This window comes from Streptosporangium sandarakinum (genome assembly GCF_013409935.1).
In the GTDB taxonomy this organism is placed as follows: Bacteria; Actinomycetota; Actinomycetes; order Streptosporangiales; family Streptosporangiaceae; genus Streptosporangium; species Streptosporangium nondiastaticum.
Genome location: NZ_JACCCO010000001.1, coordinates 12,430 through 39,127 on the forward strand (window position 1 = coordinate 12,430; position 26,698 = coordinate 39,127).

The 26,698-nt window shown below is 73.8% G+C and carries 27 protein-coding genes; 10 read left to right on the forward strand and 17 right to left on the reverse strand.

What is annotated here, in order from left to right; genetic code table 11:
• Positions 1–194: 194 nt before the first annotated feature.
• Genes HDA43_RS00045 through HDA43_RS35645 form a run of 4 tightly spaced genes read left to right on the forward strand, consistent with a single transcriptional unit; the run spans position 195 to position 4,949 of the window.
• Positions 195–971, forward strand: a complete 777-nt coding sequence (locus HDA43_RS00045) for a hypothetical protein (RefSeq protein WP_179817699.1) — start codon at positions 195–197, stop codon at positions 969–971.
• On the forward strand, positions 968–2,071 hold the full coding sequence (locus HDA43_RS00050; protein ID WP_179817700.1) for a hypothetical protein: 1,104 nt from the start codon (positions 968–970) through the stop codon (positions 2,069–2,071). Before HDA43_RS00045 ends, HDA43_RS00050 begins: the two co-directional genes overlap by 4 nt.
• A complete protein-coding gene (locus tag HDA43_RS00055; protein WP_179817701.1) occupies positions 2,068–3,537 on the forward strand; it encodes a hypothetical protein in 1,470 nt (489 codons plus the stop codon). Before HDA43_RS00050 ends, HDA43_RS00055 begins: the two co-directional genes overlap by 4 nt.
• Positions 3,534–4,949, forward strand: coding sequence for an AAA family ATPase (locus HDA43_RS35645; protein WP_312872845.1), 1,416 nt, complete (start codon positions 3,534–3,536; stop codon positions 4,947–4,949). The genes HDA43_RS00055 and HDA43_RS35645 overlap by 4 nt, the downstream gene beginning before the upstream one ends.
• A gap of 15 nt (positions 4,950–4,964) precedes the next feature.
• Here HDA43_RS35645 and HDA43_RS00065 read toward each other — a convergent pair whose 3' ends face one another.
• Both HDA43_RS00065 and HDA43_RS00070 read right to left on the reverse strand, forming a co-directional pair.
• Positions 4,965–5,966, reverse strand: a complete 1,002-nt coding sequence (locus HDA43_RS00065) for a GNAT family N-acetyltransferase (protein ID WP_179817702.1) — start codon at positions 5,964–5,966, stop codon at positions 4,965–4,967.
• A gap of 65 nt (positions 5,967–6,031) precedes the next feature.
• Positions 6,032–7,573 carry an MDR family MFS transporter gene (locus HDA43_RS00070; protein WP_246423872.1) on the reverse strand — a complete coding sequence of 514 codons (1,542 nt, stop codon included), beginning with the start codon at positions 7,571–7,573 and terminating at the stop codon, positions 6,032–6,034.
• 156 nt (positions 7,574–7,729) lie between these two features.
• On the opposite strand from HDA43_RS00070, the gene HDA43_RS00075 reads away from it, so the two are divergent.
• From HDA43_RS00075 to HDA43_RS00085, 3 genes are all read left to right on the forward strand, one after another.
• A complete protein-coding gene (locus tag HDA43_RS00075; protein WP_179817704.1) occupies positions 7,730–8,281 on the forward strand; it encodes a TetR/AcrR family transcriptional regulator in 552 nt (183 codons plus the stop codon).
• A 164-nt stretch (positions 8,282–8,445) separates the two neighbouring features.
• Complete coding sequence (locus HDA43_RS00080) at positions 8,446–8,991, forward strand: type 1 glutamine amidotransferase domain-containing protein (protein WP_179817705.1); 546 nt, start codon at positions 8,446–8,448, stop codon at positions 8,989–8,991.
• A gap of 125 nt (positions 8,992–9,116) precedes the next feature.
• The gene (locus tag HDA43_RS00085) at positions 9,117–9,566 is read left to right on the forward strand and encodes an ATP-binding protein (RefSeq protein WP_179817706.1); all 450 of its coding nucleotides are present in this window, start codon (positions 9,117–9,119) and stop codon (positions 9,564–9,566) included.
• Here HDA43_RS00085 and HDA43_RS00090 read toward each other — a convergent pair.
• From HDA43_RS00090 to HDA43_RS00100, 3 genes are all read right to left on the reverse strand, one after another.
• A complete protein-coding gene (locus HDA43_RS00090) occupies positions 9,531–10,967 on the reverse strand; it encodes a WS/DGAT/MGAT family O-acyltransferase (RefSeq protein ID WP_179817707.1) in 1,437 nt (478 codons plus the stop codon). The two genes, HDA43_RS00085 and HDA43_RS00090, sit on opposite strands and share 36 nt — an antisense overlap.
• 3 nt (positions 10,968–10,970) lie before the next feature.
• Positions 10,971–11,129, reverse strand: coding sequence for a hypothetical protein (locus HDA43_RS00095; RefSeq protein ID WP_179817708.1), 159 nt, complete (start codon positions 11,127–11,129; stop codon positions 10,971–10,973).
• Between the two features lie 480 nt (positions 11,130–11,609).
• Complete coding sequence (locus HDA43_RS00100) at positions 11,610–12,983, reverse strand: NADP-dependent succinic semialdehyde dehydrogenase (protein ID WP_179817709.1); 1,374 nt, start codon at positions 12,981–12,983, stop codon at positions 11,610–11,612.
• Positions 12,984–13,242: 259 nt separating this feature from the next.
• Here HDA43_RS00100 and HDA43_RS00105 point away from each other — a divergent pair, with 259 nt between their 5' ends.
• Positions 13,243–13,662 carry a DUF2795 domain-containing protein gene (locus HDA43_RS00105; protein WP_179817710.1) on the forward strand — a complete coding sequence of 140 codons (420 nt, stop codon included), beginning with the start codon at positions 13,243–13,245 and terminating at the stop codon, positions 13,660–13,662.
• 152 nt (positions 13,663–13,814) lie between these two features.
• On the opposite strand, the gene HDA43_RS00110 is transcribed toward HDA43_RS00105, so the two are convergent.
• The 9 genes from HDA43_RS00110 to HDA43_RS00150 form a co-directional block, all read right to left on the reverse strand.
• Complete coding sequence (locus HDA43_RS00110) at positions 13,815–13,985, reverse strand: hypothetical protein (protein ID WP_179817711.1); 171 nt, start codon at positions 13,983–13,985, stop codon at positions 13,815–13,817.
• A gap of 230 nt (positions 13,986–14,215) precedes the next feature.
• A complete protein-coding gene (locus HDA43_RS00115) occupies positions 14,216–14,737 on the reverse strand; it encodes a hypothetical protein (protein WP_179817712.1) in 522 nt (173 codons plus the stop codon).
• 161 nt (positions 14,738–14,898) lie between these two features.
• Positions 14,899–16,233, reverse strand: coding sequence for a DUF58 domain-containing protein (locus HDA43_RS00120; protein ID WP_179822515.1), 1,335 nt, complete (start codon positions 16,231–16,233; stop codon positions 14,899–14,901).
• Positions 16,233–17,210 (reverse strand): AAA family ATPase, encoded by a 978-nt coding sequence (locus tag HDA43_RS00125; protein ID WP_179817713.1) that lies wholly within the window; start codon positions 17,208–17,210, stop codon positions 16,233–16,235. The genes HDA43_RS00120 and HDA43_RS00125 overlap by 1 nt, the downstream gene beginning before the upstream one ends.
• Positions 17,211–17,609 (reverse strand): hypothetical protein, encoded by a 399-nt coding sequence (locus HDA43_RS00130; RefSeq protein WP_179817714.1) that lies wholly within the window; start codon positions 17,607–17,609, stop codon positions 17,211–17,213. It lies immediately after the preceding gene.
• 61 nt (positions 17,610–17,670) lie between these two features.
• Positions 17,671–18,381: a DUF4129 domain-containing protein gene (locus tag HDA43_RS36215; RefSeq protein WP_179817715.1), complete on the reverse strand. Its 711-nt coding sequence runs from the start codon at positions 18,379–18,381 to the stop codon at positions 17,671–17,673.
• A gap of 11 nt (positions 18,382–18,392) precedes the next feature.
• Complete coding sequence (locus HDA43_RS00140; RefSeq protein WP_179817716.1) at positions 18,393–20,354, reverse strand: Xaa-Pro dipeptidyl-peptidase; 1,962 nt, start codon at positions 20,352–20,354, stop codon at positions 18,393–18,395.
• Between the two features lie 310 nt (positions 20,355–20,664).
• Positions 20,665–21,783 carry an MBL fold metallo-hydrolase gene (locus HDA43_RS00145; protein WP_179817717.1) on the reverse strand — a complete coding sequence of 373 codons (1,119 nt, stop codon included), beginning with the start codon at positions 21,781–21,783 and terminating at the stop codon, positions 20,665–20,667.
• A gap of 111 nt (positions 21,784–21,894) precedes the next feature.
• Complete coding sequence (locus HDA43_RS00150; protein WP_218911778.1) at positions 21,895–22,197, reverse strand: MTH1187 family thiamine-binding protein; 303 nt, start codon at positions 22,195–22,197, stop codon at positions 21,895–21,897.
• A 495-nt stretch (positions 22,198–22,692) separates the two neighbouring features.
• Here HDA43_RS00150 and HDA43_RS00155 point away from each other — a divergent pair, with 495 nt between their 5' ends.
• Entirely contained in the window at positions 22,693–23,688 is a 996-nt protein-coding gene (locus HDA43_RS00155; protein WP_179817718.1) for a phosphotransferase family protein, read from the forward strand.
• Positions 23,689–23,722: 34 nt separating this feature from the next.
• Here the strand turns inward: HDA43_RS00155 and HDA43_RS00160 are convergent, their stop codons facing one another.
• From HDA43_RS00160 to HDA43_RS00170, 3 genes are all read right to left on the reverse strand, one after another.
• The gene (locus tag HDA43_RS00160; RefSeq protein ID WP_179817719.1) at positions 23,723–24,214 is read right to left on the reverse strand and encodes a hypothetical protein; all 492 of its coding nucleotides are present in this window, start codon (positions 24,212–24,214) and stop codon (positions 23,723–23,725) included.
• Positions 24,215–24,383: 169 nt separating this feature from the next.
• Entirely contained in the window at positions 24,384–25,142 is a 759-nt protein-coding gene (locus HDA43_RS00165) for a protein phosphatase 2C domain-containing protein (RefSeq protein WP_179817720.1), read from the reverse strand.
• A 57-nt stretch (positions 25,143–25,199) separates the two neighbouring features.
• Positions 25,200–25,994: an MOSC domain-containing protein gene (locus tag HDA43_RS00170; protein ID WP_179817721.1), complete on the reverse strand. Its 795-nt coding sequence runs from the start codon at positions 25,992–25,994 to the stop codon at positions 25,200–25,202.
• Between the two features lie 26 nt (positions 25,995–26,020).
• Between HDA43_RS00170 and HDA43_RS00175 the strand changes: the two genes are divergently transcribed.
• Positions 26,021–26,680: an endonuclease V gene (locus tag HDA43_RS00175; RefSeq protein ID WP_179817722.1), complete on the forward strand. Its 660-nt coding sequence runs from the start codon at positions 26,021–26,023 to the stop codon at positions 26,678–26,680.
• The last annotated feature ends 18 nt before the right edge of the window (positions 26,681–26,698 follow it).

Below are 26,698 nucleotides of genomic sequence, written 5' to 3' on the forward strand. Positions count from 1 at the left end.
CTCCGGGTGAGCCCGGACGGCTCACCGCACGGGTGAGGGACGCCCGCTCCCGCGGCGGGCACCGGGCGGCACGACTCAAAGAGCGGACACCGGGCGGCACGACCCGAAGAGCGGACACCGGGCGGCGCGACCCGAAGACTGGAATTCGCTGGAATTCCCAGGAGACTGGTGGAACTCCTGTTACGCTCCGTGCCGTGAGTGAATCATTGGACGCGTTGGAACGGCGGATCGCCGACCTTCGCGCCGAGGTCCGCCGCGCGGTCAAGGCCAGGGAGCACTCCCTGGCCCGGTCGTTGCGCGGTGAGCTGCGCCGGATGGAGCACGAGTGGGACCGGGCCGTCGGCGCCGAGGAGCTCCCGGCCCCCGAGCCGGAGGCGCCGCTGCTGCCCGTCCGGGAGCAGGTGCACCAGGCCCTGGCCCTGCTGGGCGTGCCCGCCGCCCCCAAGCTGATCGTCGCGGTCAACGACGCGTTCTTCTCCCGCGCGCTGCGCGGCTCCCAGTTCACCAGCCTGCGGCGGGACGAGGAGCGCTCGTTCCGGAGCGACCCGTACGCGCGGCCGTACTACCTGTGCGCGGCGCTGACCGACCGCCTCTCCCCCGCCCGCGGGCTGCTCGCGGTCAGCACGTGGGCGCCGGAGCTGCGGGTGCTGGGGCCGCTGAGCCCGCGCGTCGACTTCCTGACCTCCGCGGTGCGCGTCGCCGAGCACCTGGCCCGGCTGCCCGAGCCGCCGTCCGGCGCGGTGCGGCTGCTGACGCGGATGGCGCAGAACATCCCCGGCGCGGCCGAGGGCTTCGCGCCGGCCGACCCGGTGACCGCGATCCGCGCCGCGCGAGCCGAGCTGGAGGTGCACCGGGCGGCCGACGCGGCGCAGCGGGCAGAGGTCGCGGCGCGGGCGGGCAGGCGGCTGCCGGACGTGGAGCGCCTGTTCGGCGCCGCCACGCTGGGCGCGCTGAAGGAGGCGGCCTGTTGAGGGGCAGGCTGGACGAGCTGCGCGGGCCGGTGCCGCCCCGCGCCCACGACGCCAGGGCCATCGCGGCGCTGGCCGCCAACCCCGGCTGCGCCCGCCGGGCGGTGCTGGACGCCGCCGGGGTGGACAAGGACCTCACGGCGCGGCACGTCGGTTTCCCGGCCCCGTTCGGCCAGTCCCAGTTCGCGATCACCCGTGGGAACGTCTTCGAGGCGCTGGTGAAGGAGAACGGCTGCGCCGAACTGCTGCGGCTGCTGCGCGAGCTGCTCGGGCTGCCGATCGCGCAGGTGGGCTACCAGGACGTGGAGAGCGTCGGCTCCCACCTGCGCCACTCCCACACGCGCGCCCTGATCGACCGGGCGGCGCGCGAGGGCGACGACGCGGCGGCCTTCTACGACCATCCGCTGCTCAGCCTCCGCATCGCCGGTCAGACCTCCTATCTGGAGCCCGACGTGGTGGCCTTCCAGGTGGGGGGCCGCTTCCACATCGTGGAGATCAAGTCGTTCGCGGTGATCGACGGCCAGGCCGAGCCGGAGAAGGTCGCGGCGGCGGCCCGGCAGGCCGCCGTGTACGTGCTGGCGCTGCGCGCGCTGCTGGCCGATCTCGGGCACGACCCGGAGCGGGTGTCGCACGACGTGGTGCTGGTGTGCCCGGAGAACTTCGCCAACCGGCCGGTCGCGACGCTGGTGGACGTGCGCAGGCAGCTCGCGGTGCTCCGGCGGCAGCTCGACCGGATGACCCGGGTGGACCACCTCGTCGAGGAGCTGCCCCCGGGGATCACCTTCGACCTGGCCCCCGACGCGGAGGGGACGCCGACCCGGCCGGCGCGGGAGGTGGCCGGCGCGCTGCGCCAGGTCCCGGCCCGGTACGCGCCGGACTGCCTGTCCGCGTGCGACATGTGCATGTTCTGCCGGGACGAGGCCCGCTGCGGCGGCTCCACCGACCAGCTCGGCCGCCAGGTGCGCGACCAGCTCGGCGGGGTCTCGGGCGTGGCCGAGGCGCTCGCCCTGGCCGAGGGCGCCGCGGAGCCCGCCGAGGGGCAGGAGGAGATCGCCCAGCTGCTCCGCCTGGCCCACCGCCTGCGTGAGGAGAGCCTCGGATGAGCACGCTGACGGCGCTGGCCCGCCTCAAGGCCGTCCGCGACGGGACCGCGCAGCGGATCACCACGGTCCGCCACTGCCACCTGGCCCCGCGCCCCATGGTGTTCGTGCCGCTCCAGCTCGCCGGGGAGGCCCTCGCCCCGCTGGCCGCCATGGTCGGCACCGACCCGGACCATCCGCGGCTGCTGGTTGTGCCCCAGCCGCGCAACCGCGACCTGCGCTTCGCCTTCGCCGCGGAGCTGGCCGAGGTGCTGCTGCCGTACGTCGAGGGGTTCGCCAAGACCACCGAGACGGTGGAGCGCAAGAGCGGCGACCCGTACGAGCGGTGCCTGGAGGCGCCGCAGATCCTGGTGCCGAACCGCTCCGCGGCGGCCTTCACCGGGCTGCTGGGCCGCTCCACCCGGTTCCGCCGGGCCGACGGCCCCTACCCGGTGCACCCGTCGGTGCCGCTGCTCGGTCGGTGGCTGACGTACTTCGCCGACCGGTCGCGGCGGCCGGGGTCGTGCCTGATGACGGCGATGACGGAGGCGTTGTCGGCGCACTGGGCGACCGGGCAGAGCGCCCTGGAGGACGCCAACCTGGCGGCGCTGGTGGGGTGGATCGACCCGCCCGCCGGGATGGACGGCAGGCGGGCCGCCGAGGAGGCCGAGGACCCGCTGCTGTGGCCGCCCGCCGGTCCGGCCACCGACCCGGGGTTCGACAACGAGGTGCTCGGCCCGGCCGTCCGCGCCTACGAGGAGGCGCCGACCGCGCGGGCGGTGGAGCGCGTCGCCCAGGCGCTGCGCACCCAGCTGGAGCCGACCTGGCGGCTGATGTGGCGGGCGGTGGAGCTTCTGCGCGCCCTGCCGGAGGGCTCGCGGGTGGCCGGCCGCTGGGAGACCGACCGGGGGTCGTTCACCCGGTTCCTCGAACTGATCGCCGAGGGCGGGCCTCCGCAGGCGCGCCGGGACGGCGCGGTCGGCGCCGCGGCGCGGCTGGCGGCCCTGGAACGGGCGCGGGCGAGCTACGACGTGCAGCGCGCCTACGACGACCCGCTGGTGATGGCCGAGTACCGCCTGACCGGTGAGGCGTTCACCGGGACGGTCGTCTCCGCCGATCCGGAGAACACCGAGGGCGAGGGCCGCTCGCGCAAGCTGCGCCCGCTGGTCACGGTCCGCACCGCCGACCCGGCGCGGCTGACGCCCGGCGCCGTGCTCGGCAGCCCCGACCGGCGCGGCCACGCCGCCGAGGTCGTGGAGGTCGACGGCGACGAGATCACGCTGAAGGTGACCAAGGGGATGGGCCGCGGGAAGGTGGCCGCCCCCGGGGCGGTGCCCGAGCCGGGCGAGCGGGTCACCTACACCACGCTGACCGACGACTTCCAGTCCTCGGCGGCGCTGCCGGAGCCCGAGCGGACGCCGTGGACCCACGGCGGCCCGCCGGAGGAGTACGTGCCCGATGACGACGACGCGCGGGAGGAATGGTCGTGAACGTTCACCGGGGGACGCCGGGGGCGCGCCGCACGGGGGTGCTCGGGGTGGTGCCGGAGGCGCGCCCCGAGGCGCTGCCGTACGGCCCGGCCGGGATGCGCGGCGCGGTTCCCGTCGTGTCGCCGCAGCGGGAGGCGGCGGCCGTGGTCGAGGCGGTGCTGGCCGACCTGCCGCGCCACCGGGGCGTGGTGGTCGACTCCCCGCCCGGGGCGGGCAAGTCGACGCTGGTGGTCCGGGCGGCCGGGCACATCGCGGAGACCGGCGAGCCGCTGATGATCGTCGCGCAGACCAACGAGCAGGTCGACGACCTGGTGGACCGGCTGGCGACCGAGCACCCGGACCTGACGATCGGCCGGTTGTCGGCGAGCGGCTACGTCACGCCCGGCCGCGTCCTGGGCCACCCCAACGTGTCGGTGGCGGGCAAGCTGCCCGACCTGGGGGATCCGGCGGTGGTGGTGGCCACGGCGGACAAGTGGGCCTGGATCGGCGACCGCACCTGGCCGTGGGCGATCGTGGACGAGGCGTACCAGATGCGCTCGGACAAGCTGCTGCGCATCGCCTCGCTGTTCGAGCGGGCGTTGTTCGTGGGCGACCCCGGTCAGCTCGACCCGTTCTCGATCGTGGACGGCGACCGCTGGGCGGGGCTGTCGTGGGACCCGGTGCAGAGCGCGGTCTCGGTGCTGCTGCGGCACAACCCCGACCTGCCGGTGCACCGGCTGCCGGTGTCCTGGCGGCTGCCCGCCTCGGCGGCGCCGGTGGTGTCGGAGGCGTTCTACCCGTTCACCGGGTTCCGCGCCGGGACCGGTGACGCCGACCGGGCGCTGGAGCTGACCGTGAACGGCATGCGCACCTCCTACGACCGGGCGCTGGAGGAGGCGGCGGCCTCGGGGTGGGCGCTGTACGAGCTGCCGAGCCGCCACACGGTGCGCACCGACGCCGAGGCGGTGCAGGCGGTGGCGGTGCTGGCGGTACGGCTGCTGCAGCGGGCGCCGGTGGCGCACTCGGAGCGGGGCAGCCACCGGGTCACGGCCGACCGGATCGCCATCGGCGCGGCGCACCGCGACCAGGTCGCCGCGATCCGCGCCGCCGGGGTGCCCGAGGAGATCACGGTGGACACCGCCAACCGGCTGCAGGGCCGGGAGTACGACATGACGATCGTGCTGCACCCGCTGTCGGGCCGCCGCGACGCCACGGCGTTCCACCTGGAGTCGGGGCGGCTGTGCGTGCTGACCTCACGGCACCGGCACGCCTGCGTGGTGGTGGCGAGGGCGGGCATCCCCGAGCTGCTGGACGCCCACCCGTCGGCCGAGCCGGTGCAGCTCGGGGTGCCGGTGAAGTTCCCCGACGGGTGGGAGGCCAACCAGGCGGTGCTGGCGCACCTGGCCAAGCACCGGGTGGCCGCCGACCACTGAGGCGCCCCGGGACGGTCAGAGGGTCCGCCGCCAGACGTCGATGGCCAGCACCTGGCGCATGCCCACCGACAGGTACAGGTCCAGGGCTGGGGTGAGGTTGCCCGCGTCCACGTGGAGGTAGGTGCCGATCCGGCCGCGCCGTACGTCGTCGGCGAAGGCTGCGCGCAGCATGAACCGGCCCAGACCGCGCCCCCGGAAGGCGGGCAGTACGGCGAGCCGGCGGACATAGCCGCAGTTCTCGTCGCCGGCGAAGGCGTCGGTGCCCAGGAGCATCGCCACCGGCTCGCCGTCGAGCCGGGCGACGGCGAGCTGCGCCCAGTCGGTGCTGGCGGAGGAGCCGAGCTCGGCGTGCCACTCGTCGTAGTCCTTGGGGGCGAACCCGAAGTGCCGGGCGAATCCGGCCTGCTCGACGGCGTGGGCCTGGCGGCGTACCTCCTCGGTGGCGCCCCGGTGGACCGTCACGCCGGGCGGCGGCTCCGGCGGGGCGAGGGACGGGCCGTGGTCGGCCCGGAGCCGGATGAAGCTGGTGGTGTGTGCGAAGCCGCGGGCGGTGGCGAGGGCGCGCTTACCGCTGTCCTCGCGGTACATGGCGATGTCGGTCACGGCGCGGTCGTGGCCGAGGCCGGTGGCGATGCGGCGGGCGCGGTCGAGGACGGTGTCCCACAGGCGGCCGGTCAGCTCGGGGGCCGCGGGGTGGACGACCACGTCGATCTCCACGGCGCCGCCGTCGCCCCTGCGGCAGGCCCAGGCCCAGGCGACCAGGCGCCCGGAGGGGTCGTGGACGAGCCAGCCGTCGGCGCCCGGGTCGAAGGAGGGGTCGTTCAGCTGGTCGGCGACGTCGTCCAGGGTCATGTCGGCCTTGCCGATCACCTGGGTGTCGCACAGGGAGATCAGTTCGTGGACGGCCCCGGCGTCGCCGGCCGCGGGCCGCCGGGTGGTGTACCCGGCGGCCGTGACGGCCGGCGCGGTGGCGTGGCCGGGCTCGTGGACGGGGGGCGCTTCGATGGTGTCTTCCATGTCCCCGAGTGTGTCCGGCCCGACTTGCCTTCCGCTGGGCCGCGGCTTGGCGCCCGCCCCGGTCCCTACTCCAGGACGGGGGCCGGGGTCTTGGTCTCCTCGGCCGGGCCGCCCTGTTCGGGGGCGCCGCGCAGCGGGATCTCCTTGACGAAGACGGCCAGCACCGGCACCAGGACCGCGAAGAAGATCGCCCACCAGAAGACGCCGGCGATCGAGGAGGCCAGCGAGTCCAGGAAGCCGACCCGCACCTGGGCCGGGAGGTGGGCCAGGGTGGCGGCGTCGGCCCGGCCGCCGCCGCCGGCGAGCTCGGCGCCGGCGGGGCCGAGCTTCTGGGTCAGGCTGTCGGACAGGTGGCGGTTGAAGATGGCGCCGAACAGGGAGACGCCGAACGAGCCGCCGATGGACCGGAAGAAGGTCGCGGCGCTGCTGGAGACGCCCAGGTCCTTCTGCTCCACGCTGTTCTGGGCGATCAGCATGGTGGTCTGCATCAGGAAGCCCATGCCGAGGCCGAGCACCGCGATGAACACGCCGGTCTGCCAGGTGGGGGTCTTGGCGTCCATCAGGGAGAGCAGCCACATCGCGAACGCCATGACCACGCCGCCGATGACCGGGTAGATCTTGTACTTGCCGGTCTTGGTGATGGCCTGGCCGACGAACAGCGAGATCACCATGGACGAGGCCATCATCGGCAGCAGGAGCAGGCCGGAGTTGGTGGCCGTGGCGCCCTGGACCGTCTGCTGGAACAGCGGCAGGAAGGTGATGGCGCCGAACATCGCGAAGCCGAGCAGGAAGCCGATCAGCGAGATGAGCGTGAAGTTGCGGTTGCGGAACAGCTGGAGCGGCATGATCGGCTCGGCGGCGCGGAGCTCCACCGGGATGAACAGCACCAGGGTCACCAGGGCCGTCGCGGCCAGGCCGATGATCTGCGGCGAGTTCCAGGCGTAGTCGTTGCCGCCCCAGGTGGTGATGAGGACCAGCGCGGTGATGCCGATGGACAGCAGGATCGCGCCGAGCCAGTCGATGCGGTGCTCGGTGCGCAGCTTGGGCAGCTTCAGCGTGACCATCAGCAGCGCCAGGGCGACGAACCCGACGGGCAGGTTGACGTAGAAGGCCCAGCGCCAGTCGAGGTGGTCGGTGATGAAGCCGCCGACGAGCGGTCCGGCGATCATGGCCAGGGACATGACGCCGGCCATGATGCCCTGGTACTGGCCGCGCTCACGCGGCGGGACGAGGTCTCCGACGATGGCCATGGCGTTGACCATGAGGCCGCCGCCGCCGAGGCCCTGGAGCGCGCGGAAGGCGATGAGCTGCGCCATACCGTCCTCGGGACCGCCCAGCAGGTCGGATCCGGCCATGCCGCACAGCACCGAGCCGACCATGAAGATGACGATGGAGGCGATGAAGATGTTCTTCCTGCCGTACAGGTCGCCGATCTTCCCCCAGATGGGGGTCGAGACGGTCGTACCGAGGACGTAGGCGGTGACCACCCACGACAGGTGCGACAGGCCCCCCAGTTCCCCCACGATGCGGGGCATCGCCGTACCGACGATCATGTTGTCGAGCATCGCGAGGATGATGGCGAGCATCAGCCCCGGTAAGACGACCATCACCTCGCGCCGTCGCCCTGGCGCGACCGCGGTCTCCGTCATTTCTCCCGCCCCCTAAAGATCTTGCTTACTTGCCGTCCGGCTAGTGTCAGATATGATGGGAATGTAGGACGATCACTTACCGGCCGTCAAGTCAATTCCGCCGCAAAGGGAACCATGAGCGAACACGCCGACACCCGCACGCGCATCCAGGAGACCGCCCTCCGGCTCTTCACCGAGCAGGGCTACGAGGCCACCTCTCTCCGGGAGATAGCGGAGGCCCTCGGCGTGACCAAGGCGGCACTCTACTACCACTTCAAGAGCAAGGAAGAGATCATCACCAGCCTCGTGGAGGACCGGATCCGCACGCTGGAGGAGCTGATCGCCTGGGCCGGGAGGCAGCCCCGCACCGAGGAGAGCCGCCGTGAGCTGGTCCGCCGCTACTCCGCGGACCTGCACCGGGGCAAGCACCGGGAGGTCATGCGTTTCTTCGAGCGCAACCAGACCTCGCTCAAGGGCCACCCGGTCATGCAGCAGATGCACGAGCGGATGTTCAGCCTGTTCGACTTCCTCATCGAGCCCGGCGATCCGCCCACGGCCCGGCTGAAGAGCGCGATGGCGCTGTTCGCCCTGCACGCGGCCTGGTTCGTCCTGCGGGACGAGACGCTCACCGACGACGAGCGCCGGACGGCGGCGCTGGATGTCGCCCTCGACCTCGTCCGGCGGTGAGCCCGGCGCGGTGAGCCCGCGCCGGACCCGCCGCCGAACCCTCCGCCCGCGCGCCTCCGAGCGCCTCCGCGCGCCCGCCATCGCCCCGCCGCGGCTCGCATGGATACCCATGACCGGGGCATGGGCCCCTTGAAGCCCAAGAAAGCACGTCAAAGGGGGGCACCATGCTCAACAACAAGACGATCGCGTTCCTCGTCGCCCCGGAGGGCATCGAGCAGGTCGAGCTCACCGAGCCGTGGAGGGCGGTCGAGCAGGCGGGCGGCACGCCCAGGCTGATCTCCACCGAGGCGGGCGAGGTCCAGGCGTTCAACCACCTCGACAAGGCCGACAGGTTCCCGGTCGACGGGACGACCGGCGACGTCCGGGCCGCCGACTTCGACGGGCTGGTGCTGCCGGGCGGCGTCGCCAACCCCGACTTCCTGCGGACGGTTCCGGAGGCCGTACGGTTCGTCAAGGAGTTCTTCGAGTCGGGCAAGCCGGTGGCGGCGATCTGCCACGCGCCCTGGACGATGATCGAGGCCGACGTGGTACGGGGCCGGATGCTCACCTCCTGGCCCAGCCTCCGGACGGACCTGCGAAACGCGGGGGCCACCTGGGAGGACAAGGAGGTCGTCGTGTGCACCGGGGGACCCAACACCCTGGTCACCAGCCGCAAGCCCGACGACCTCAAGGCCTTCTGCCAGGCCGCGATGGACGCCTTCTCCGCCTGACCGTCCCGGTCCCCCGGGCAGGCAGGGGGCGGCGGGCCGCGCCCGGAGCGGCCCGCCGCCCCTTTCCGGTTAAGACCGCAGGGTGAGGGCAGGGCACTGGAGAGTCATCTGTTGAAGGAGGAACTGTGGAGGCCACGATCTCGCTGCGCCTGCCGCGTGACGCCGCGAGCGTCCCGGTGATCAGGCAGCTTCTGAACGCCTCGCTCGGCGCCCTGGGAGTGGAGCCGCAGATCCGGGACGACATCCAGCTCATGCTCTCGGAGGCGTGCTCCAACGTCATACAGCACGCCGAGCCGAGCGACGACTACATGGTGAGCACCGAACTGATCCGCGACAGGTGCGTCATCAAGGTGGTGGACGCGGGCAACGGTTTCGACTCCTCCATGGCGCGCGCCCCCTCCCCCACCTCCGAGCACGGCCGCGGGCTGCTCATCATGCAGGCGCTGGCCGACGACGTCAGGTTCGTCAACCGGCCCGAGCGGGGATCGATCGTCTGCCTGGAGAAGACCCTGCGGTTCGTGGACGACGCCCCCGGGCGCTCACTCCTGCTCGACGAGGAGCTTGAGCTCGGATAGGGAGTCCCGGAGGTAGTCGGTGACCAGCCAGACGTCGGGGACCATCTCCCGGCAGGCGATCACGCCGACGTCAAGTGAGCCGTCGTAGGAGAAGACGGTGATGTTCAGGCCGCCGCTCACGTCGGTGATCACCGACACGGGGTGGTAGGCGAGCAGCCGGACGCCGCTCACGTACAGCGGCAGCTGCGGGCCGGGGACGTTGGAGATCATCACGTTGATCGGGCCCGCGGTACCGGCCAGCAGATTGAAGGCCGCGCGGGCGGCCAGGCCGGTCAGCGCCGAGGGCATCATGTCGCTGACCTCCTGGATCCAGCGGGCCGGGGCGAGCGACGCGCGGCCCTTGATCAGGGACATCGCGTCGTGCACGGCCATCAGCCGCTCCACCGGATCGGCGACCTGCGTGGCGAGCGTGGTGATCATCAGGGTGACCTGGTTGCCCGCGCCGTCGCCCTCGGGGACCCGCAGCGAGAACGGCACCCCGGCCACCAGCGGCTGCTCCGGCAGCGCGTCGTGCTTGATCAGCCACTGCCGCAGCGCTCCGGCGCAGACGGCCATCACCACGTCGTTCACCGTGACGCCGAAGGTGTTCTTGACCTGCTTGACGTCCGCCAGCGGCAGGGCGGTGAAGGCGAACCTGCGGTGCGCGGTGATCCGCCCGCTGAACGGCGTGCGGGGGGCGGTGAGGCGGGGCATGACCGGGGTCTCGGGCTCCCCGGACAGGCGGCGGGCCAGGTCGCGGGTGACACGGGAGATCGGCCGGGCCCCCGGCAGCTGGGACAGCACGGGGATCTCGTCGAGGTGCGGGACCGCGTTGACGAGGAACCGCACGGTGTTCGCCGGGTTGAGGACGACGCCCGCCACCCCCCTGGCGATCATCTCCGCGGTGTCGACGCCGCCGTCCGGCGCCGGCTCGGGCACCGACGGGACCTCGGCGGGATCGGGTGAGGTGTCCAGGAGCGCGGCGAGGACGTCGGCGCCGGTGACGCCGTCGATCGCGGCGTGGTGGACCTTCATGTACAGGGCCGTCCGGCCGCCCGCCAGGCCGTGGATCAGGTACATCTCCCACAGCGGACGGCCGCGGTCCAGCGGACGGGCGTGCAGCCGCGCGACCTGGTCGCCGAGCTGCTCGTCGCCGCCCGGCGCGGGCAGCGCGATCTCGCGCACGTGGTAGTCGAGGTCGACTCGGGTGTCGTCGGCCCAGTAGGGACGGTCCAGGCCCAGCGGCACCGTGACGAGCCTGCGCCGGAACGGCGGGGCGAGGTGGAGCCGCCGGGCGAGCAGGGAGAGCAGGCCGGCGCGGGTCAGCCCGCCCTCCAGGATGGCCAGGCCGGCGATGTTCGCGACGTTCGTCGGCGTCTCGAAGTTCAGGAACTGCGCGTCCACCGGGTTGAGCTGCCGCATCTCCTACCTCCCTGGTCCCCTGTCACCATCCTGCTCCCATACGGTCGCCAGGGCCAGCACCGCGAGGCCGGTGAGCAGGACCACCGAGACGAGCAGGAGCGCCAGCCAGACGAGCGCGAAGACGACCACGAGGGTGACGAAGTCGCTGATCAACTGCAGCACCCGCGGAACCGTGCCCGGATCCGCCCGCGCCACACCGCGGCGCGGCGGGCGGACCGGGGTGGGAGAGGGAGTTCTCACCCGGAGGTTCCATGTCCGGGCCCGCGGCGGGGCCGGTGCGATCGGTGCGGCCGGTGCGGCCGGTACGGTCGCCTCTCGGTGATCAGGAAAATTAATATTATTGACCGATATACCTGAAAAGAAGCGCGAATATCGGAAGAATCTATGCCGAGGGACGGTGGCCCTCGGTGCCGGCCGTACCGGCCGCCGTGTCGCCGAGCCGTCCCTCGCGGTCCTCCCGGACCGCCGCGGCACACCGCCGCGGCCGTCCCACGATCCCGGACCGGCCCGCTCGACCCCCTGGGGCTCGTCCCCTGGCGGGCCGGTCCGTCCTCCTCTCACGGCGCCGCGGATCGCGAACGGCCGTCCGGCCGCACCGGCGGGGTCCGCACCCTGGGCCCGGCTCCCCGCGCGGTGCCGTGGTCAGCCGATCCAGACGGCCTTGAGGTTGCAGAACTCGCGGATGCCGTGCGCGGACAGCTCCCGGCCGTACCCGGAGTTCTTGACGCCGCCGAAGGGCAGCTCCGGGTAGGAGGTGACCATGCCGTTGACGAAGACCGCCCCGGCCGCGAGGTCGGTGACGAAGCGCTCCTGCTCGGCGGGGTCGGTGGTCCAGGCGTTGGCGCCGAGGCCGAAGTCGGTCACGTTGGCCAGCTCGATCGCCTCGTCGACGTCGGCGACCCGGTACAGCGCCGCCACCGGGCCGAACACCTCCTCGGAGAACATCCGCATCTCCGGGGTGACGCCGGCGACCACCGTCGGCTGGTAGAACCAGCCCGGCCGGTCGGGGATGTAGCCCCCGCACAGCACCCGCGCCCCGCGCCCGACCGCGTCGGCCACCAGCATCTCCACGTCGTCACGGCCCTGCTCGGTGGCGAGCGGTCCCACGTCGGTCGCCTCCTCCATCGGGTCGCCGACCCGCAGGGCCTCCATCCGCGCCACGAAGCGCTCGGCGAAGGCGTCGTGGACGTCGGCGTGCACGACGAACCGCTTGGCGGCGATGCAGGACTGGCCGTTGTTCTGCACCCGTGAGGTGATCGCGGTGGACACGGCGGCGTCGAGGTCGGCGGAGGGCATCACGACGTAGGGGTCGGAGCCGCCCAGCTCCAGGACGGTCTTCTTTATCTCCCCGCCGGCGACGGAGGCGACCGACCGGCCGGCCGGCTCGGAGCCGGTCAGGGTCGCCGCCGCCACCCGCCGGTCCCGCAGCACCCGCTCGACCTGGTCCGAGCCGATCAGCAGGGTCTGGAAGCAGCCCCGGGGAAAGCCCGCCCTGGCGAACAGCTCCCCGAGGTAGAGGGCGGTCTGCGGCACGTTCGAGGCGTGCTTGAGCAGCCCCACGTTGCCCGCCATCAACGCGGGCGCGGCGAAGCGGATCGCCTGCCACAGAGGGAAGTTCCACGGCATCACCGCCAGGACCGGCCCGAGCGGCTGGTAGCGCGAGTACGCCCGCCGCGCCCCCACGGCCGGGGCGTCCGCCGGCTCGTCGGCCAGGAACTCCTCGGCGTGCTCGGCGTAGTAGCGCATCCCCTTGACGCACTTGGCCACCTCGGCTCGGGCGGCGGCCAGCGTCTTGCCCATCTCGGTGGTCATGAGCCGGGCCACGTCCTCCTGCTCGGACGAAAGGAGGTCGGCGGCGGCGCGCATCCACTCGGACCGCTGCTTGAAACCGGTCGTCCGGTAGGTGGCGAACTCGGTGGCGGCGAGCGCGAGGCGTTCCTCCACCTCCTCGTCGCCGAGCGGCTCGAAGGTCTTCAGGGTCTCGCCCGTGGCCGGGTTGATCGTCGCGATCGGCATCGGTACCTCCTTCTCGGCCGCCGCCGTCCCGGGCGACGTCGGGCGGTCGACACCGGTGGGCAGGGAACTGGACAGGGAAGACCTATCCGCTCAGGACCGTGGGAAACGGGACGGCCGGGCCGGGGCCCGGCGATGTTTGGGAGCGCCGTAACGGGTACGGCCCCTTTCGTGACATCCCCGTTCCGAATGACCCGCGGCATCGCGCCGCGTTTTCCCTGACCGAGACGGACGTCTCGTGGATCTTCACTGGAGGATGCAGATGAGCGCCGAACGTGGCAGCGCCAAGCACGGTCCGCAGATGGACGAGTACCAGAAGCACGAGAGCGAGGGCGCGATCCGCGGTGGCGGCCCCACCCACGCGGAGGAGTGGGCCGACCCGGAGGGCATCCGGGCCTCCGACGACGACGCCGCGCCCAGGAGCTACCCGCCGGGGCACGAGCCCGGCGCCGCCGAGGGGATCAGCGCCGAGGGCGTGGACCGGCGCAGCGACATGGCACGGTGGCTGACCGACGCCGAGTGGCCGGCCGACCGCGACGAACTGCTGGCGCACGCCGACGCCAAGGCGGTCCCCGACGGCGTGGTCGCCGTGCTGCGGACCCTGCCCGCCGGGGAGAGGTTCCGCAACATCGGCGACGTGGCCAGGGCCGCCGGTCTGGGCGGCGAGAAGCACCGCTTCTAGACGGCGGCCCGCGCCCGGTGGCCATCTCGTCACGGCCGGTGGGCGCGGGCCGTCCGCGTGTCCGGGGGCACGGCCGGAGACCGGGTTCCGTTCCGCGGACCGTCCCGCCCGCCGCGGCCGGTCAGGCGGAGACCCGCGGAACGGAACCCGGATCAGCGGCGTGCCCCGGAGGAGCGCAGCAGCCTGGTCACGAACGTGACCACCACGGCCACCAGGCCGATGATCAGCGCCCACTTGACCAGTCCGACGAGGAAGCCCAGGATCGAGCCGAGCAGGAAGAAGGCGAGCACCACGGCCGCCACGATCAGGAGGATTCGTCCCATGGCCCCCACGCTACGCCGGGGCACCGGCCCGTGGCGGGTCCGGACGCCGATGTCAGGGGCGAGCCAGGGTTTTCCCTCACCTCGCGATCCGTGATCCGGGACGCTCCCCCCTGAGACCCGGGCCCGTGCCCCGCGTACGGCGACCGCCGCGGAGCCTCCCGACTCCCCTGCCCCGGGACGGAGCGGGGCACGAGGAGCGGGAAACGAGGGTACGAGGCACGGGCGGAGCGTCAGGACCGGGTGAGGGCGAAGGCGACGGCGAGGGCCCCGGCGGCGCCGAGCACGACGGCCACGGCCGGGGACGGCCCGGCGGGCAGGGCGACCAGCGCGGTGAGGGCCGCGCAGACGGCGGCCGACGCGGCCAGCACTCCCCCGGTACGGCCGGCCCAGGCGGTCAGCAGCGGCACCGGGAGCCGGGCGCGCACCGGCACGTGGGCCGCCAGGGCGGCCATGGCGTGGTGGACGTACAGCAGCGACCCGATGGCCAAGGCCGTGAGCGGCGACGGGTCGTGGCCGTAGGCGACGGTGGTCACCAGCCAGGCCCCGACCGTCGTGACCTCCAGCGCGAGCACCCACACCCCCTCCGGCTCGGCGGCGGCCAGCAGGCCCAGCAGGGCGGCGAACAGCGGCATCATGGCCCCGGCGCGGTAGTCCGGCGGCATCGCCGCGAGCAGCGCCGCCGTCCCGCAGGCCCAGACCAGGAACCGCCAGACCAGGGAGGGCAGCGCGGCCGTCGCCGCCCGGGACGGCACACCGGTCGCCGCCCGGCGGTCCAGGCCTCCCTCCGCCCGGCGGTCCGGGCCTCCCTCCGCCCGGCGGTCCGGGCCTCCGGAGCGCGGTTCCGCCCCTCCGGGGTCCGCCCGCCCGGGTCCGGGACGCCGGGGTCCGGGACGCCCGGCGGGGCGCGGGCCGCTCATCGGCGCGCCGCCGCGATCCGGGCGACGTCCCGCAGGACCGCGTCGAGGCTTCCCGCGCCGTGCCACGCCTCGACCGGTACCCCGGCCTCGCGCAGCCGCCCGACGGTGTTCTCCCGCTCCAGGCGCCAGAGGCGTTCGGCGACGTCCGACCACTCGCCCGTGGCCCGGCGGCGCAGCCCGGGCGGCAGGGTGTCCACCGCGACCAGGGGGCGGCGGGCGCGGGCCAGCGCGGCCAGGGCGGCGGCGCTACGGGAGTCCAGGAGCGGGGTCAGCATGACGACCAGGGCGTTCGGCGGCAGCCCGGCCACCGGCGGCCGGTCGCCGGACGTCTCCCGGCCCTCGGGCATGGGCCTGGTCTCGGCCAGCCAGGCGAGCTGGGCCAGGTGGTGGCGCCGTCCGGTGCCGGGGCGCAGCCGCCGCATCCGGGGCCCGAACTCCATCAGCCAGACCCGGTCGCCCTGCCGGACGTGGTGCTCGGCGATCGCGGCGGCGGCCCGGACGGCGGTGTCCAGCACGCTCGGCACGCCGTACTCCTCGCCGCCCGCCTCGTGCAGGACGTCCAGCAGCAGCACGATCTCGGCGTCGCGCTCCGGCCGGGTGGCGCCGACGTACGGCTCGCCGGTCCGCAGGGTCGTCCGCCAGTCGATGCGGCGCGGCCGATCGCCGGGCCCGTAGGGGCGCACCCCGGCCAGTTCCCCGCCCTCGCCGAAGCGGTGGGAGCGGTGCACGCCCGACATCCCGCCGGGGCGGGGCACCGGGGCGCGCGAGGTGAACGGCCCGGCCAGCGGCAGGACCCGCACGCCGGCCGCGGGCAGGGTCAGCGTGGGGAACGCCAGCAGGCCGTCGCAGGCGACCGCGCGAACCCGCACCGGCCCCAGCAGGTGGACGCCCCAGCGGTGCGCCGTACCGGTGATCTCCACCATGGCGGGCGGCAGCGTGACGTGATGGCCCGCCGCCAGGCCCAGCGTGGGAGAGGCGGCGGGGCCGACCACGCACAGCGTCGCGCCTTCGGCCTCCACGGCGACCGCGACCTCGACGGCGTCGTCCTCGACCGCGTCGGCGATGCCGCCGGTGACGTCGGCGCCGCCCAGGCGCAGGGCGGCACGCGGCGGGCCGCCGGGGCGGGCGCGCAGCGTCCAGACGGTGCCCAGCGCGAACGGCACGGCCATGGCCAGCAGGTCCGGCCGGCCGAGCCCGACCGCGAGCAGGCACAGGCCGCAGCCGAACATGGCGGCGCGGCGCAGCGCGGCGGTGGGCGCCCAGCCGGCGGCCGATCCGCCCGGGTCCGCCGGCGCGGCGGCCCGTTCGGGGGTCCTGCGACGCGAGCGCATCACGTGCCGCCGGTGTAGGCGGGCAGCTGCTCCGACAGCGGCGCCGGGGTGCGGGCGCAGATCTCCTCGATGACCGAGACGGGGTCGACGCGGCGCAGCCAGGTCTCCGGGCGCAGCCCGATCCGGTGGGACAACGCGGCCGGGGCGACGCGCTTGACGTCCTCGGGGACCACGTAGTCGCGGCCGTCGAGCGCCGCGCGGGCGCGGGCGGTCAGCAGCAGGGCGAGCGAGCCGCGCGGGGAAGCGCCGACCTGGAGCTGGGGGTGTTCCCGGGTCGCGGCGGCCAGCGCGACCATGTAGCGGCCCACCGAGTCCTCCACGGCGACGTCCTCCAGCGCCCGCTGCATCTCGCCGAGCGTCGCGGCGTCCACCACGGGCTCCAGCACGGTCTCCTCCCTGCGGCGGGCCATCCGCCGTCCCAGCATCGTCCACTCCTCCTCCGGGGAGGGGTAGCCGAAGGACACCCGCAGCAGGAACCGGTCGAGCTGGGCCTCCGGCAGCGGGTAGGTGCCCTCGTACTCGATCGGGTTGGCGGTGGCCAGGACGTGGAACGGCGCCCGCAGCGGGTGGGTGACGCCCTCGACGCTGACCTGGCGTTCCTGCATGGCCTCCAGCAGCGCCGCCTGGGTCTTGGGCGGGGTGCGGTTGATCTCGTCGGCCAGCAGAAGCTGGGTGAAGACCGGACCGGGCCGGAAGACGAAGTCGCCTTCGCGCTGGTTGTACAGGAACGACCCGGTCACGTCGGCGGGCAGCAGGTCGGGGGTGAACTGCAAGCGGGTGAAGTCCAGGCCGAGAGTCTGGGCGAAGCAGCGGGCGGTGAGGGTCTTGGCCAGGCCGGGGAAGTCCTCGATCAGCACGTGGCCGCCGGCCAGGATCCCGGCGAGCACCAGCTCCAGGGCGTCGCGTTTGCCGACCACGACGGTGCCGACCCTGTCGAGCACCTCGCGGGCGCGCGCACCGACGTCGGCGAGTTCCATCTATATCTCCTCGATGCGCGTGAGCAGGCGGGCCAGCTCCGCGCGGGTAGGGACCGCCGTCACGGGGGCGGTGAGCAGTTCGTACAGGTCGGGGCCGAGGATCTCCTCGGCGCGGCCGGGGCCCGCCGTGCCGTGGCGGCGGCGGAGCCGTTCGGCGGTGATCTCGGCCAGGCGCGGCTGGACCCGTGTGCGGAACCGCTGCGGGTCGTCCCGGGCGGAGGCGAGCCGGTGCTCCCACCAGCGGGCCGTGGCGAACGCCCGGTCGGACGTCTCGGGGCCGTCGGACGCCGGGGGCGGCGCGGGGGGCTCGGGCGGCGGCACCGGAATCCGGCGGACGATCACCGCGGCCAGTACGGCGGCGGCGGCCAGCACGCCGAGGTGCCACAGCAGGGCCGTCACGACGCCGGCTCCGCGTCCGGCGCGGCGGCGGCCGGTACGCCGGGGTGCCGCTGCGGGGCCGTCACGACGCCAGCTCCGCGTCCACCTCGGCCAGCGCCGCCCGCGCCTCGGCGCGCAGCGAGCCGGTCACCTCGTGCGGGGCGTAGCGGGCCCGGCGGTAGGCGGCGGCGAGGCGGTTCAGCGCGGGCTCGCCGACCCGGTGGCCGGCCAGCAGCCGGGCGACCAGCTCGGCGGGGGTGTCGGCGGCCAGGCGCGGGGTGCCCGCGCCGGCGGCGGCGTGTTCCAGGCGCAGCCAGCAGGCGATCACCGCGCGGCGCGGGTCGCCGCCCGCGTCCAGGTCGGCCAGGCCCGCCCGGAGCGCGGCCCGGATCTCACCGTCGGTGGCTCCGGCCGCCGGTTCCTCGCGTGCCGGGGCGGCCCTCTTCGATCCGTACTCCAGGTGGTTGATCGCCCGGAGGAAGGTGACCAGCAGGACGGCGGCGAAGGCGGCGCCGAGCACCACCAGTGTCCAGAAGGGGACCCCGCCCAGTGTGCCCGCCTCGATCTGCGGCGGCTCACCGGGGCCGGGGGCCGGTGACGGGCCGGTGCGCCCGGCGGGCGGGTCGGGTGCGAGGGCCCGCAGGTGAAACGTGGCGCCGGGCCGGATCGCGCTCGCCGCGATTCCCGCGGCGAGCAGGCCCAGCACCACCAGGACGAAGGACGCCCATCCGGGCCACCGGAACCGCCGGGACTCCGCGGCTCGCGGGGTCCCGGCGGTTCCGGTGCCTGTCACGCGCGGTCGGGTCACAAGGCGGACCGGCCACCGACGAGGGGCAGGGTCACCGAGCTCGCGCCCGGGTCGACCGAGACGAAGGTCCCGGCGGGCAGGCGGAGGGTGAAGTCGCGGTCGGTGGAGATGAGCACGACGCCGATCCGGTGTCCGGCCTTGACGATGTAGTCGTTGGGCTGGAGCTTCAGGTCGAAGTCGTAGAAGCCGCCCTCACGCAGCGGCTCGGTCCGGGCGGCCGAGTGGCGGTTGCGCACGTCGAGCCATCCCCTGGTGATGATCTTGTAGGGGGCGGTCTCCGTGACGTGCCGGGCCAGGCGGGCGCAGCCGGTGTCACCGGGCACGCCCTGGCCGTAGCAGACCGGGGTGGCGTCGTAGGCGACGCGGCCGTAGGCGCGGGCATCGGTGCCGTAGTCCACGAGCAGCGCCGTCAGGTACGGCGAGCGCCCCTTGGCGTAGGCCGCCCGGACCGACACGGACGGGGTGCCGGAGATCCGGGCGTCCTTGGTCAGGGCGGGCGACAGGTAGGCCAGGCGGTTGGGGTCGGTGGCGGTGACGTTCTCGGCGAGCTGCTCGGCGGTGCGGGCGTTCTGGTCGGTGAACGACTCGATCGCGTGGCCGCGCCGCCCCTCGGCGCCCAGGGCGCCGTTGCCGCCGTTCTCCCCGGCCTTCGCGGCGGACAGACGCAGCGTCACGTCGCGGGTGCCGGGCAGCGGCCAGGAGGCGTACCGGCCCCACTGGCCCGGACCGGACTCCACGTCGGCCTGCGGCTCGTCCATGATGCCGTTGCGCAGGCCGTACAGGTTGAAGTCGAACCAGCGGTGCAGCTGGCGCAGCCACTCGGCGTTGCGGTCGGCGAAGGAGAAGGGGTTGAAGTGGGCCCCCTGGTGCAGCCAGATCTTGCGCGGCACGTCCCGCTTGGCCAGGGCGTCCCACCACTGCACCGCCTGGGAGGTCTTGACGTTCCAGTCGTTGAGGCCGTGGACGAGGAAGACGCTGGCGCGGACCCTGTTCACGTCGCGGAGGTAGTCGCGGGCGGCCCAGAAGGCGGTGTAGTCGCCGGTGACGCGGTCCTGGTCGCGTTCGATCGCGTCCATCAGCCTGCCGCACGCCTCCTGGCCGTTCTCCCGGGTGAGGACGTAGCGGGCGAGCACGTCGGCGTCCTCGCCCTGGAAGCCGCCGGGGGCGACCACGCCGCCGCCGGAGCGGTAGTAGTCGTACCAGGACGAGATCCCGGCGATCGGCACGATCGTCTTGAGGCCCTTGACGCCGGTGGCGGCCACGGCGTTGGGCAGGGTGCCGTTGTAGGAGACGCCGATCATGCCGACGTTCCCGGTGGACCAGGTCGCCCTGATCTCGTTGCCGTCGGCGTCGAAGCCGCGGGCGCGGCCGTTGAGCCAGTCGATGGCGGCCTTGGGGCCGGCGGTCTCGTTGGCCAGGCCGGTCGTCGGGCAGCCGGTCGCGCGGCCCGAGCCGAGGTTCTCCACCAGCGCGACGGCGTAGCCGCGGGGGACGAAGTAGTTGTCGTAGTAACCCGGGAAGGGCGGCTGGTCGGCGCGGGCGACGCCCTGCCGCTCGTCGAGGCCGAACATCTCGTCGCGCAGCTCGTTGAACTTGTTGCGCCGGTAGTCCATGCCCGCCGGGTCGGAGCCGTCGAGGTCGACGACGTGGTTGGGCACGTCGTTGCCGCCGGCGTAGTAGGGGCTGGCCTCCATGATGACCGGGACCTTCAGCCCGGACTCGGTCTCCTTGGGCCGCATGATGTCGACGGCGACCCGGTCGAGCCGGCCGTCCGCGTCGCTGTCCGTACCCGCGACCTCGACGAACACGGTCTGGGTCACGGCGTCGGCGCGTGAGTACACCGGCTGGGTCTCGTTGTTCTGGATCGGCGCGGTCGCGGATCGCGCGGCCGCCGCGGGCAGCGCGCCGGAGGGTACGGCCACCACCAGGGCGATCAGAGCTGTCTTCCATCTGCGCATCGCGGGAGACTCCGGGGGGTCGGGGAATCAACGACTCCGGTCAATCTCCTGCGAAACAATCTTCTTCTGCAATATCGGGCGGATAACGAATCAAGCGCTCACCTCATTGGGCAGGTGACGACGCTCCCCGCGGAACGCGGAACGCGGAACGCGGCGCGGCGGCTCCGGCGGCTCCGGCGTGCGGCCCGGAACCGGAGCGGCACCGCTCGGGCCCCGGCGGCCAGTGTGGCGGAACCGGAAGGCCGGGCCCCGGCGGTCAGCGTGGAGGAGCCGGCCGGCCGGGGCCCGAGCGGTGAGCGGGCCCGGACGCTCAGCGGGGGCCGAACATCTCCCACCAGCTCTCCACCAGCGGGATGTCGTCCACGTCGATCCGGTCCCCCGGGCGCGGGACGGCGATGCCGACGCCCCGGGCCTTGCTCTCCCGCCAGAGACGGTCGACCGGCTCGGCCCACGCGTGGAACGCCAGGTTGAACGTCGCCCAGTGGACGGGCAGGAACAGCCGCCCGCCCAGGTCCAGGTGGGCGGCGACCGCCTCCTCCGGCGTCATGTGGATGTCGGGCCAGGCGGGGCTGTAGGCGCCGATCGGCATGAGCGTCAGGTCGAAGGGGCCGTGCGCCGCGCCGATCTTCGCGTAGCCGTCGAAGTAGCCGGAGTCCCCGGCGTAGAAGACCCGGCGGTTCTCGCCGATGACCGCCCACGACCCCCACAGGGTGTCGTTGCGGGTGAGCGTGCGCCCGGAGAAGTGCCGGGCGGCGGTGGAGACGAACCGCAGCCCCGCGACGCTCGCCTCCTCCTCCCAGTCGAGCTCGACGATCCGCGGCGCGGGCACGCCCCAGCGCTCCAGGTGGGCGCCGATGCCGAGCGGGACCAGGAACGGCGCGGTGTGCGATGCGGTGAGCGCGCGGACCGTCGCCCGGTCGAGGTGGTCGTAGTGGTCGTGGGAGATCACGATCGCGTCGACCGGCGGCAGGCTCTCCATCGGGGCCGGCATCGGGTGCAGCCGCCGCGGGCCGACCAGCCGGGACGGCGACACCCGGTCGCTCCACACGGGGTCGAACAGGACCCGCCGCCCCTCGATCTCCACCAGCGTGGTGGCGTGGCCGTACCAGACGGCGCTCAGGCCGTTCTCCGACGGCGGTACGGCCGGCGACGCCACCAGGGGCACCGGCGCGCTCGGCCGCCGCCCGTCACTGTCGGCGGCCATCTCCCTGAGCATCTCCGGGAAGCTGCTCGGCGGTGGGGTGTACGTGCTCGGCACGGGGTTGTGGAAGGCGCCGTCGCGGAACCGCGGAGAGCGCCGCATCCGCTCCAGCCGCTCCCCCTTGGCCCGGCCGCCCAGCTCGGACGGCACCTCCCTGACCGCCCACCCGAGCGCGGCCAGTGCCAGCCCGCCCGCGAGGAGCCTCCCGGCCGATCCTCTTCCCGCCATCGGTCACCACTTCCTGGAATGTGCCTGGTATGTCTTCCGGGTCATTTTTCCGCTTCGCCGTACGGGACCCGGCAGGGGGGCCGCCCTCGTGGTCCCCGGCGCCGCGGACGGTCACCGTTCCAGATGCCGCTCCACGGTGGCGACCTTGCTCTCCATCCGGCCGCCCCCACCCGCGCGGATGTCGGCCTTCAGCACGAGGCTGACCCGGCCGCACCGGGCCTCCACCGCCGCGACCGCGTCCCTGACGACCCCCATCACCTGGTCCCAGTCGTCACCCTCGATCGTGGTGAACATGGCGTCCGTACGGTTCGGCAGGCCCGACTCGCGAACCACCCGCACCGCGTCGGCGACGAGCTCGCCGACGTCCTCCCCCGCCCCGATCGGCGTCACGCTGAACGCCACCAGCACCGACATGACCTTCTCCTCCCCCGGCGGCGACGCCTGCGGCCCCGCCGGACGGCTCATTCTGCCCACCCGCCCGTGCATGCCCAACCGCGTGGGCGCGGGCCTGCTTCCCCGCGAGGGTGAGAGATCCGAGGCCATAGATCGCCGCAGGCCGGCGCTCACCCGAACTCCGGTCTCTTCGAAGGCGAGATCCGGCCGGCCGCGCAGTCCTGCGCCGGACGCGACAAATCGACCGCGGCACGGTAGAACAACACCGGAAGCCCCCGGTGGCGGTAGATCCGGTTGTGGTGATCAATCCCTCTGCCAGGGGCTTCTCACGTCGCCGGCCGAACACCGGAGCCGCGGTCATGCCGTGACCGGCAGATCGCCGCTCGGGGACGAAAGGCTCACTGACCCCGGAATCCGCCTGCGTCAAGGTGGAGTCACCACCTCCGTGCCGACCGCCTTCGGCCGGCGACGGCACCGATCCCGGCTGCCCGCATCCCCCCAGACTGAGGAGCCCCCATGGAATTCCGGCCGATCGAGCGCTGCGCACAGGCGTTCCAGCAGTCGGTGACCGCAGAGGAGATCCAGGCGATCTGTCATCGTGTCCTCGGCGCTGACGCCCGTGTCGTCTCCGCCGTCGAGCTGGGCCTGGGGATGTACAACACCACCTACCGCGTCACCGTGACCGGGCAGGAGCGACCGGTGGTCCTGCGGGTCGCCCCGGAGCCGGAGCGGCAGTTCCGATCCGAGCGGCAGCTGATGCGCAACGAGTATGCGAGCCTGCCGTGGCTCACGGCGATCGCGCCGCTGATGCCGCGGGTCGTCGCGGCGGACTGGTCACACGAGGTGATCGGCCGGGACTGGATGGTCCAGAGCCTGCTCGACGGCGTGCCCGCCCCGGACCGTCTCGGCGCCTATCCGCGTTCGGCCCGGCCCGGGTTCTTCCGGCAGATGGGCGCGATCGCCAAAGCGGTGCACGCGGTGCGCGGCCCGCACTTCGGCCCCGTCACGGGTCCGTCGTACATCACCTGGAGTCAGGCGGTGATCGCGTCCCTGCGGGACATCGCCGCCGATCTGGACGGTATCGGCTTGGACGCCGCCGACCTGCGCGAGGTAACGGCCCTGGCCGCCGAGCACCACCTGCTCCTCGACGAGATCACGGAGCCGCGCATGCTCTCCGGCGACCTGTGGACCGTCAACGTGATGCTGGACGCCACCGCCCCGGAGCCCGTGATCACCGGCGTCCTGGACCTGGACCGGACCTTGTGGGGCGATCCAGCGGCGGACTGGACGATCCGGATGGCGCTGGCCAGGCCCGGCACCGAGCGGGACGCGTTCTGGGACGACGACGGCTACGGCGCGCTGGACCGCTCTCCCTCGGCGGTGTGGCGCTCGCGGATCTACGAGGCCCGCCATATCGGGGCCATCCGCCTGGAGCGCCACCGCCTGGGCGACACCGGGGGCGTCCGCGGCACCTACGACGACCTGGCAGCGGTACTGGCCGAGCTGACCTGACCGCGGCGCCGCCGGCATGGGGTGCCGTCGGCCGTCAGGAGGCCGAGGTCCGTCCGACCGCGGCGGACAGCCAGACGGCCAGCGCGGTGAGTGCCACGATGGCGATGACGATCAATGCGGGAAAGTACCAGTCCGGGAAAAGAAGCCCGAGATCGGCATCCCCAGAGGGATAAAGCACGATCACGTACGTGCCCAACACGGCCAGGACGAGAGTGAGCATATAGACCACGCCGGCGGCCGTGCACAGCACGAGGCCGCCGGCGGTGGATCGGCGGCTCAGCCGGCCACCCAGCGCGGCGAGCACGGCGGCCTCGGCGGCGAAGATGAGAGCGATGCCGAGCGTCACCCCCCGCGCCGACGCGACCTCCCCGTCCAGCCGGCTCGGCAGCGGGGGGTCTTCGTGCAAGGAGTCGAGCCCCGTCTGGGCGGCCGACCGGAGCGCGATCAGGGTCGCTCCGGCGTACGGCAACGGCGCTGCCAGAGCCCCCAGCAAAGCGGGCGAGCGTTTCAGGTGCCGCAGATTCATGATCGATCAGACGGCCGGCCCGCACTGAACGTTCCATGACGGATCATCTCAAGACGCCTGAGACGGCCCGGCGGATCGGCATCCCGGCACGGGCCACCCTGCCGCCCGTCATTGAGACCGGCCGGAATCCGGCGGAGCGGCAACGCTCAGCGGCCCAGCCCGTCGACGGTCACCAGGTCACCCAGGCCGCGGTGGCGTCGTCGTGGACTTTGGCCGTGGGGTACGGCGCGCCGTGCTCCAGCTCAGCCGCCCGCACCTCGGCGATGAGCCGGCCGGGCCCGTCGGAGCCGGCGACGGCGACGAGCCGCTCCCACGTCCAGCCGTACGCCTCGACCAGGCGGGTCACGCCGTCGGTGGCCAGCAGCGCGCCCGACACGTCCGCCAGCGGCACCGACCCGGCCCGCGCCTCGTACGCCGCCTCGGGGACGACGGACGCCACCCAGAACCCGCCGGGCCGGTTGCGCAGGCCGCGGACCAGTTCCCGGCCGTACGGCCGCCCGCCCGGCAGGTGATCGAGGCGGTCGTCGTCGACCACGGTGACGGCGCCGCCGGTGTGCCGCAGCACGATCGGCGAGTCGCACAGCACCAGGTGGTCCAGCACGTCGCCGCGGCGGCGCAGGACCGCCATCGTCGACGACGGGCTGTCGGGGCTGGTCAGGTCGCAGGTGTTGCCGTGCGCCGCCATCGTGTCCCGGATGGCGGCGGCCACCAGGTCGGGCAGGCCCTCCCGCGGCCCCGTCGCGAGCCGGTGGGCCAGGGCGCCGCCGAGCCTGGCGACCAGCCACGGCACGTCGTGCACGCAGCCGGAGGCGACGCCGGCCGGGGCGGTCGCGCCGTCGAGCACCGCGACCCAGTCGGGGCCGGCGACCACGAAGTCCTCGTTGTGCGGGCGGCCGGGAGCCGCGGCGGTCTCATAGGCGATGCGCATCGGGTACCGGTCTCCGTCGGTTTCGGGCCCGGCCGCCGGGGATTCTCCCTTGCGGCCTCAGGAACCGCCCGCCGGCGCCTCCGGGGGCGCGGGGCTCGCGGTCGCCGGGTCGCCCCGCCGTACGGTGCCGGGGCGGGTGACCCGCATGATGACGCCGAACTTGTTCGCGTGCTCGGCGATCAGCCACTTCTGCAGCTCGGGCCAGCGCTCCAGGCCGTGCGGGTCCCAGCTCGGCACGGCGCAGCGGATGCACGGCCCGGTGCGGGGGCCGGTCACCGTGAGCTCCGTCTCGCCCGCGGTGATTACGGTCCCCGGACCCCAGTCCTCCTCGGCGAAGGCCGGCGCGTCGAGGTCGAGGTGCAGGTTGGGCCGGAACCGGAGCACGTCCAGCGGCGCGCCCAGTTCCTCCTCCAGCGCCGCGCGGGACGCCTCACAGGTCACCAGGACGGTCGGCCCGCGGTCCTGCTGGCCGTCGGCGGCGCGCAGGCTCAGCGGGACGCCCAGGGACTCCCGCAGGGCGGCGGTCAGGCCGGGGTCGTCCCAGTGCCAGACGGTGCCGTCGGGGGCGGTCAGCACGGGCCCGCCCGCCGTACCGCCCGTGCCGTCCGGGACGTCCGTACCGGACGGGAGGATGTCCGCCGCGGGCAGGGCACTGCTCCAGTGGAGCATCTCGGCCCGCTGCCGTACGGTCAGCACTTTGCCGCCGTGGTGCTCGCGCCCGTCGACCAGCGAGTAGGCGCGGTCCCCGGCCAGTCCGCGTTCGTCGAGGCGCGCTCCTTCGAGTTCCTCGCCGCGCAGCGACTTCACCGGCCACCTGAGGACCCGCTGGACACGACCCCGATACACACTCATGCCACAAAAATACCGATCATAGGTTCATGCAGACACAAGCCCCCCGGTCCGTCGCCGAGGCCGAGGCGATCCAGGACGAGTTGCGGCCACTGCTGGACCTCACCGGGCCGGGTCCGCGGCGGCCCTCCTTGGTGGCCGGGGTGGACGTGGCCTACGCCGGGGACCGGCTGGCCGCGGCGGTGGCGGTACTGGACGGCGGCACGCTGGAGGTCGTCGAGCAGGTGACGGTCGGCGCCCCGGTGGCCTTCGACTACGTCCCCGGCCTGCTGGCCTTCCGGGAGCTGCCCGCCCTCCTCGACGCGCTGGGCCGCCTGACCGTCACCCCCGACCTGATCGTGTGCGACGGGTACGGCCTGGCCCACCCCCGCCGTTTCGGCCTGGCCTGCCACCTGGGCGTGCTGACCGGCCTGCCGGCGATCGGGGTCGGCAAGACGGCCTTCGTCGGCTCCTACGCCGAGCCGGGCCCGGAGCGGGGCTCGGCGAGCGACCTAACACTGGACGGCGAGGTGGTCGGCCGCGTGCTGCGCACCCGGGACGGGGTCAAGCCGGTCTTCGTCTCGGTGGGCCACCGTGTCGACCTGGACACGGCCTGCCACAACGTCCTCGCGCTGACCCCCTCCTACCGTCTCCCGGAGACCACCCGCGTCGCCGACCGGCTGTCCCGCCGGGCTTTGGCGGGTCTCTGATCCGGACACCGAGGAAAT

Coding starts and splice junctions, on each gene's coding strand:
- HDA43_RS00055 (WP_179817701.1), top strand. CDS start 2,068: ATGAGCACGCTGACGGCGCTGGCCCGCCTCAAGGCCGTCCGCGACGGG.
- HDA43_RS00065 (WP_179817702.1), bottom strand. CDS start 5,966: ATGGAAGACACCATCGAAGCGCCCCCCGTCCACGAGCCCGGCCACGCC.
- HDA43_RS00070 (WP_246423872.1), bottom strand. CDS start 7,573: ATGGTCGTCTTACCGGGGCTGATGCTCGCCATCATCCTCGCGATGCTC.
- HDA43_RS00075 (WP_179817704.1), top strand. CDS start 7,730: ATGAGCGAACACGCCGACACCCGCACGCGCATCCAGGAGACCGCCCTC.
- HDA43_RS00080 (WP_179817705.1), top strand. CDS start 8,446: ATGCTCAACAACAAGACGATCGCGTTCCTCGTCGCCCCGGAGGGCATC.
- HDA43_RS00090 (WP_179817707.1), bottom strand. CDS start 10,967: ATGCGGCAGCTCAACCCGGTGGACGCGCAGTTCCTGAACTTCGAGACG.
- HDA43_RS00100 (WP_179817709.1), bottom strand. CDS start 12,983: ATGCCGATCGCGACGATCAACCCGGCCACGGGCGAGACCCTGAAGACC.
- HDA43_RS00105 (WP_179817710.1), top strand. CDS start 13,243: ATGAGCGCCGAACGTGGCAGCGCCAAGCACGGTCCGCAGATGGACGAG.
- HDA43_RS00110 (WP_179817711.1), bottom strand. CDS start 13,985: ATGGGACGAATCCTCCTGATCGTGGCGGCCGTGGTGCTCGCCTTCTTC.
- HDA43_RS00120 (WP_179822515.1), bottom strand. CDS start 16,233: ATGCGCTCGCGTCGCAGGACCCCCGAACGGGCCGCCGCGCCGGCGGAC.
- HDA43_RS00125 (WP_179817713.1), bottom strand. CDS start 17,210: ATGGAACTCGCCGACGTCGGTGCGCGCGCCCGCGAGGTGCTCGACAGG.
- HDA43_RS00140 (WP_179817716.1), bottom strand. CDS start 20,354: ATGCGCAGATGGAAGACAGCTCTGATCGCCCTGGTGGTGGCCGTACCC.
- HDA43_RS00145 (WP_179817717.1), bottom strand. CDS start 21,783: ATGGCGGGAAGAGGATCGGCCGGGAGGCTCCTCGCGGGCGGGCTGGCA.
- HDA43_RS00150 (WP_218911778.1), bottom strand. CDS start 22,197: ATGTCGGTGCTGGTGGCGTTCAGCGTGACGCCGATCGGGGCGGGGGAG.
- HDA43_RS00155 (WP_179817718.1), top strand. CDS start 22,693: ATGGAATTCCGGCCGATCGAGCGCTGCGCACAGGCGTTCCAGCAGTCG.
- HDA43_RS00160 (WP_179817719.1), bottom strand. CDS start 24,214: ATGAATCTGCGGCACCTGAAACGCTCGCCCGCTTTGCTGGGGGCTCTG.
- HDA43_RS00165 (WP_179817720.1), bottom strand. CDS start 25,142: ATGCGCATCGCCTATGAGACCGCCGCGGCTCCCGGCCGCCCGCACAAC.
- HDA43_RS00170 (WP_179817721.1), bottom strand. CDS start 25,994: ATGAGTGTGTATCGGGGTCGTGTCCAGCGGGTCCTCAGGTGGCCGGTG.
- HDA43_RS00175 (WP_179817722.1), top strand. CDS start 26,021: ATGCAGACACAAGCCCCCCGGTCCGTCGCCGAGGCCGAGGCGATCCAG.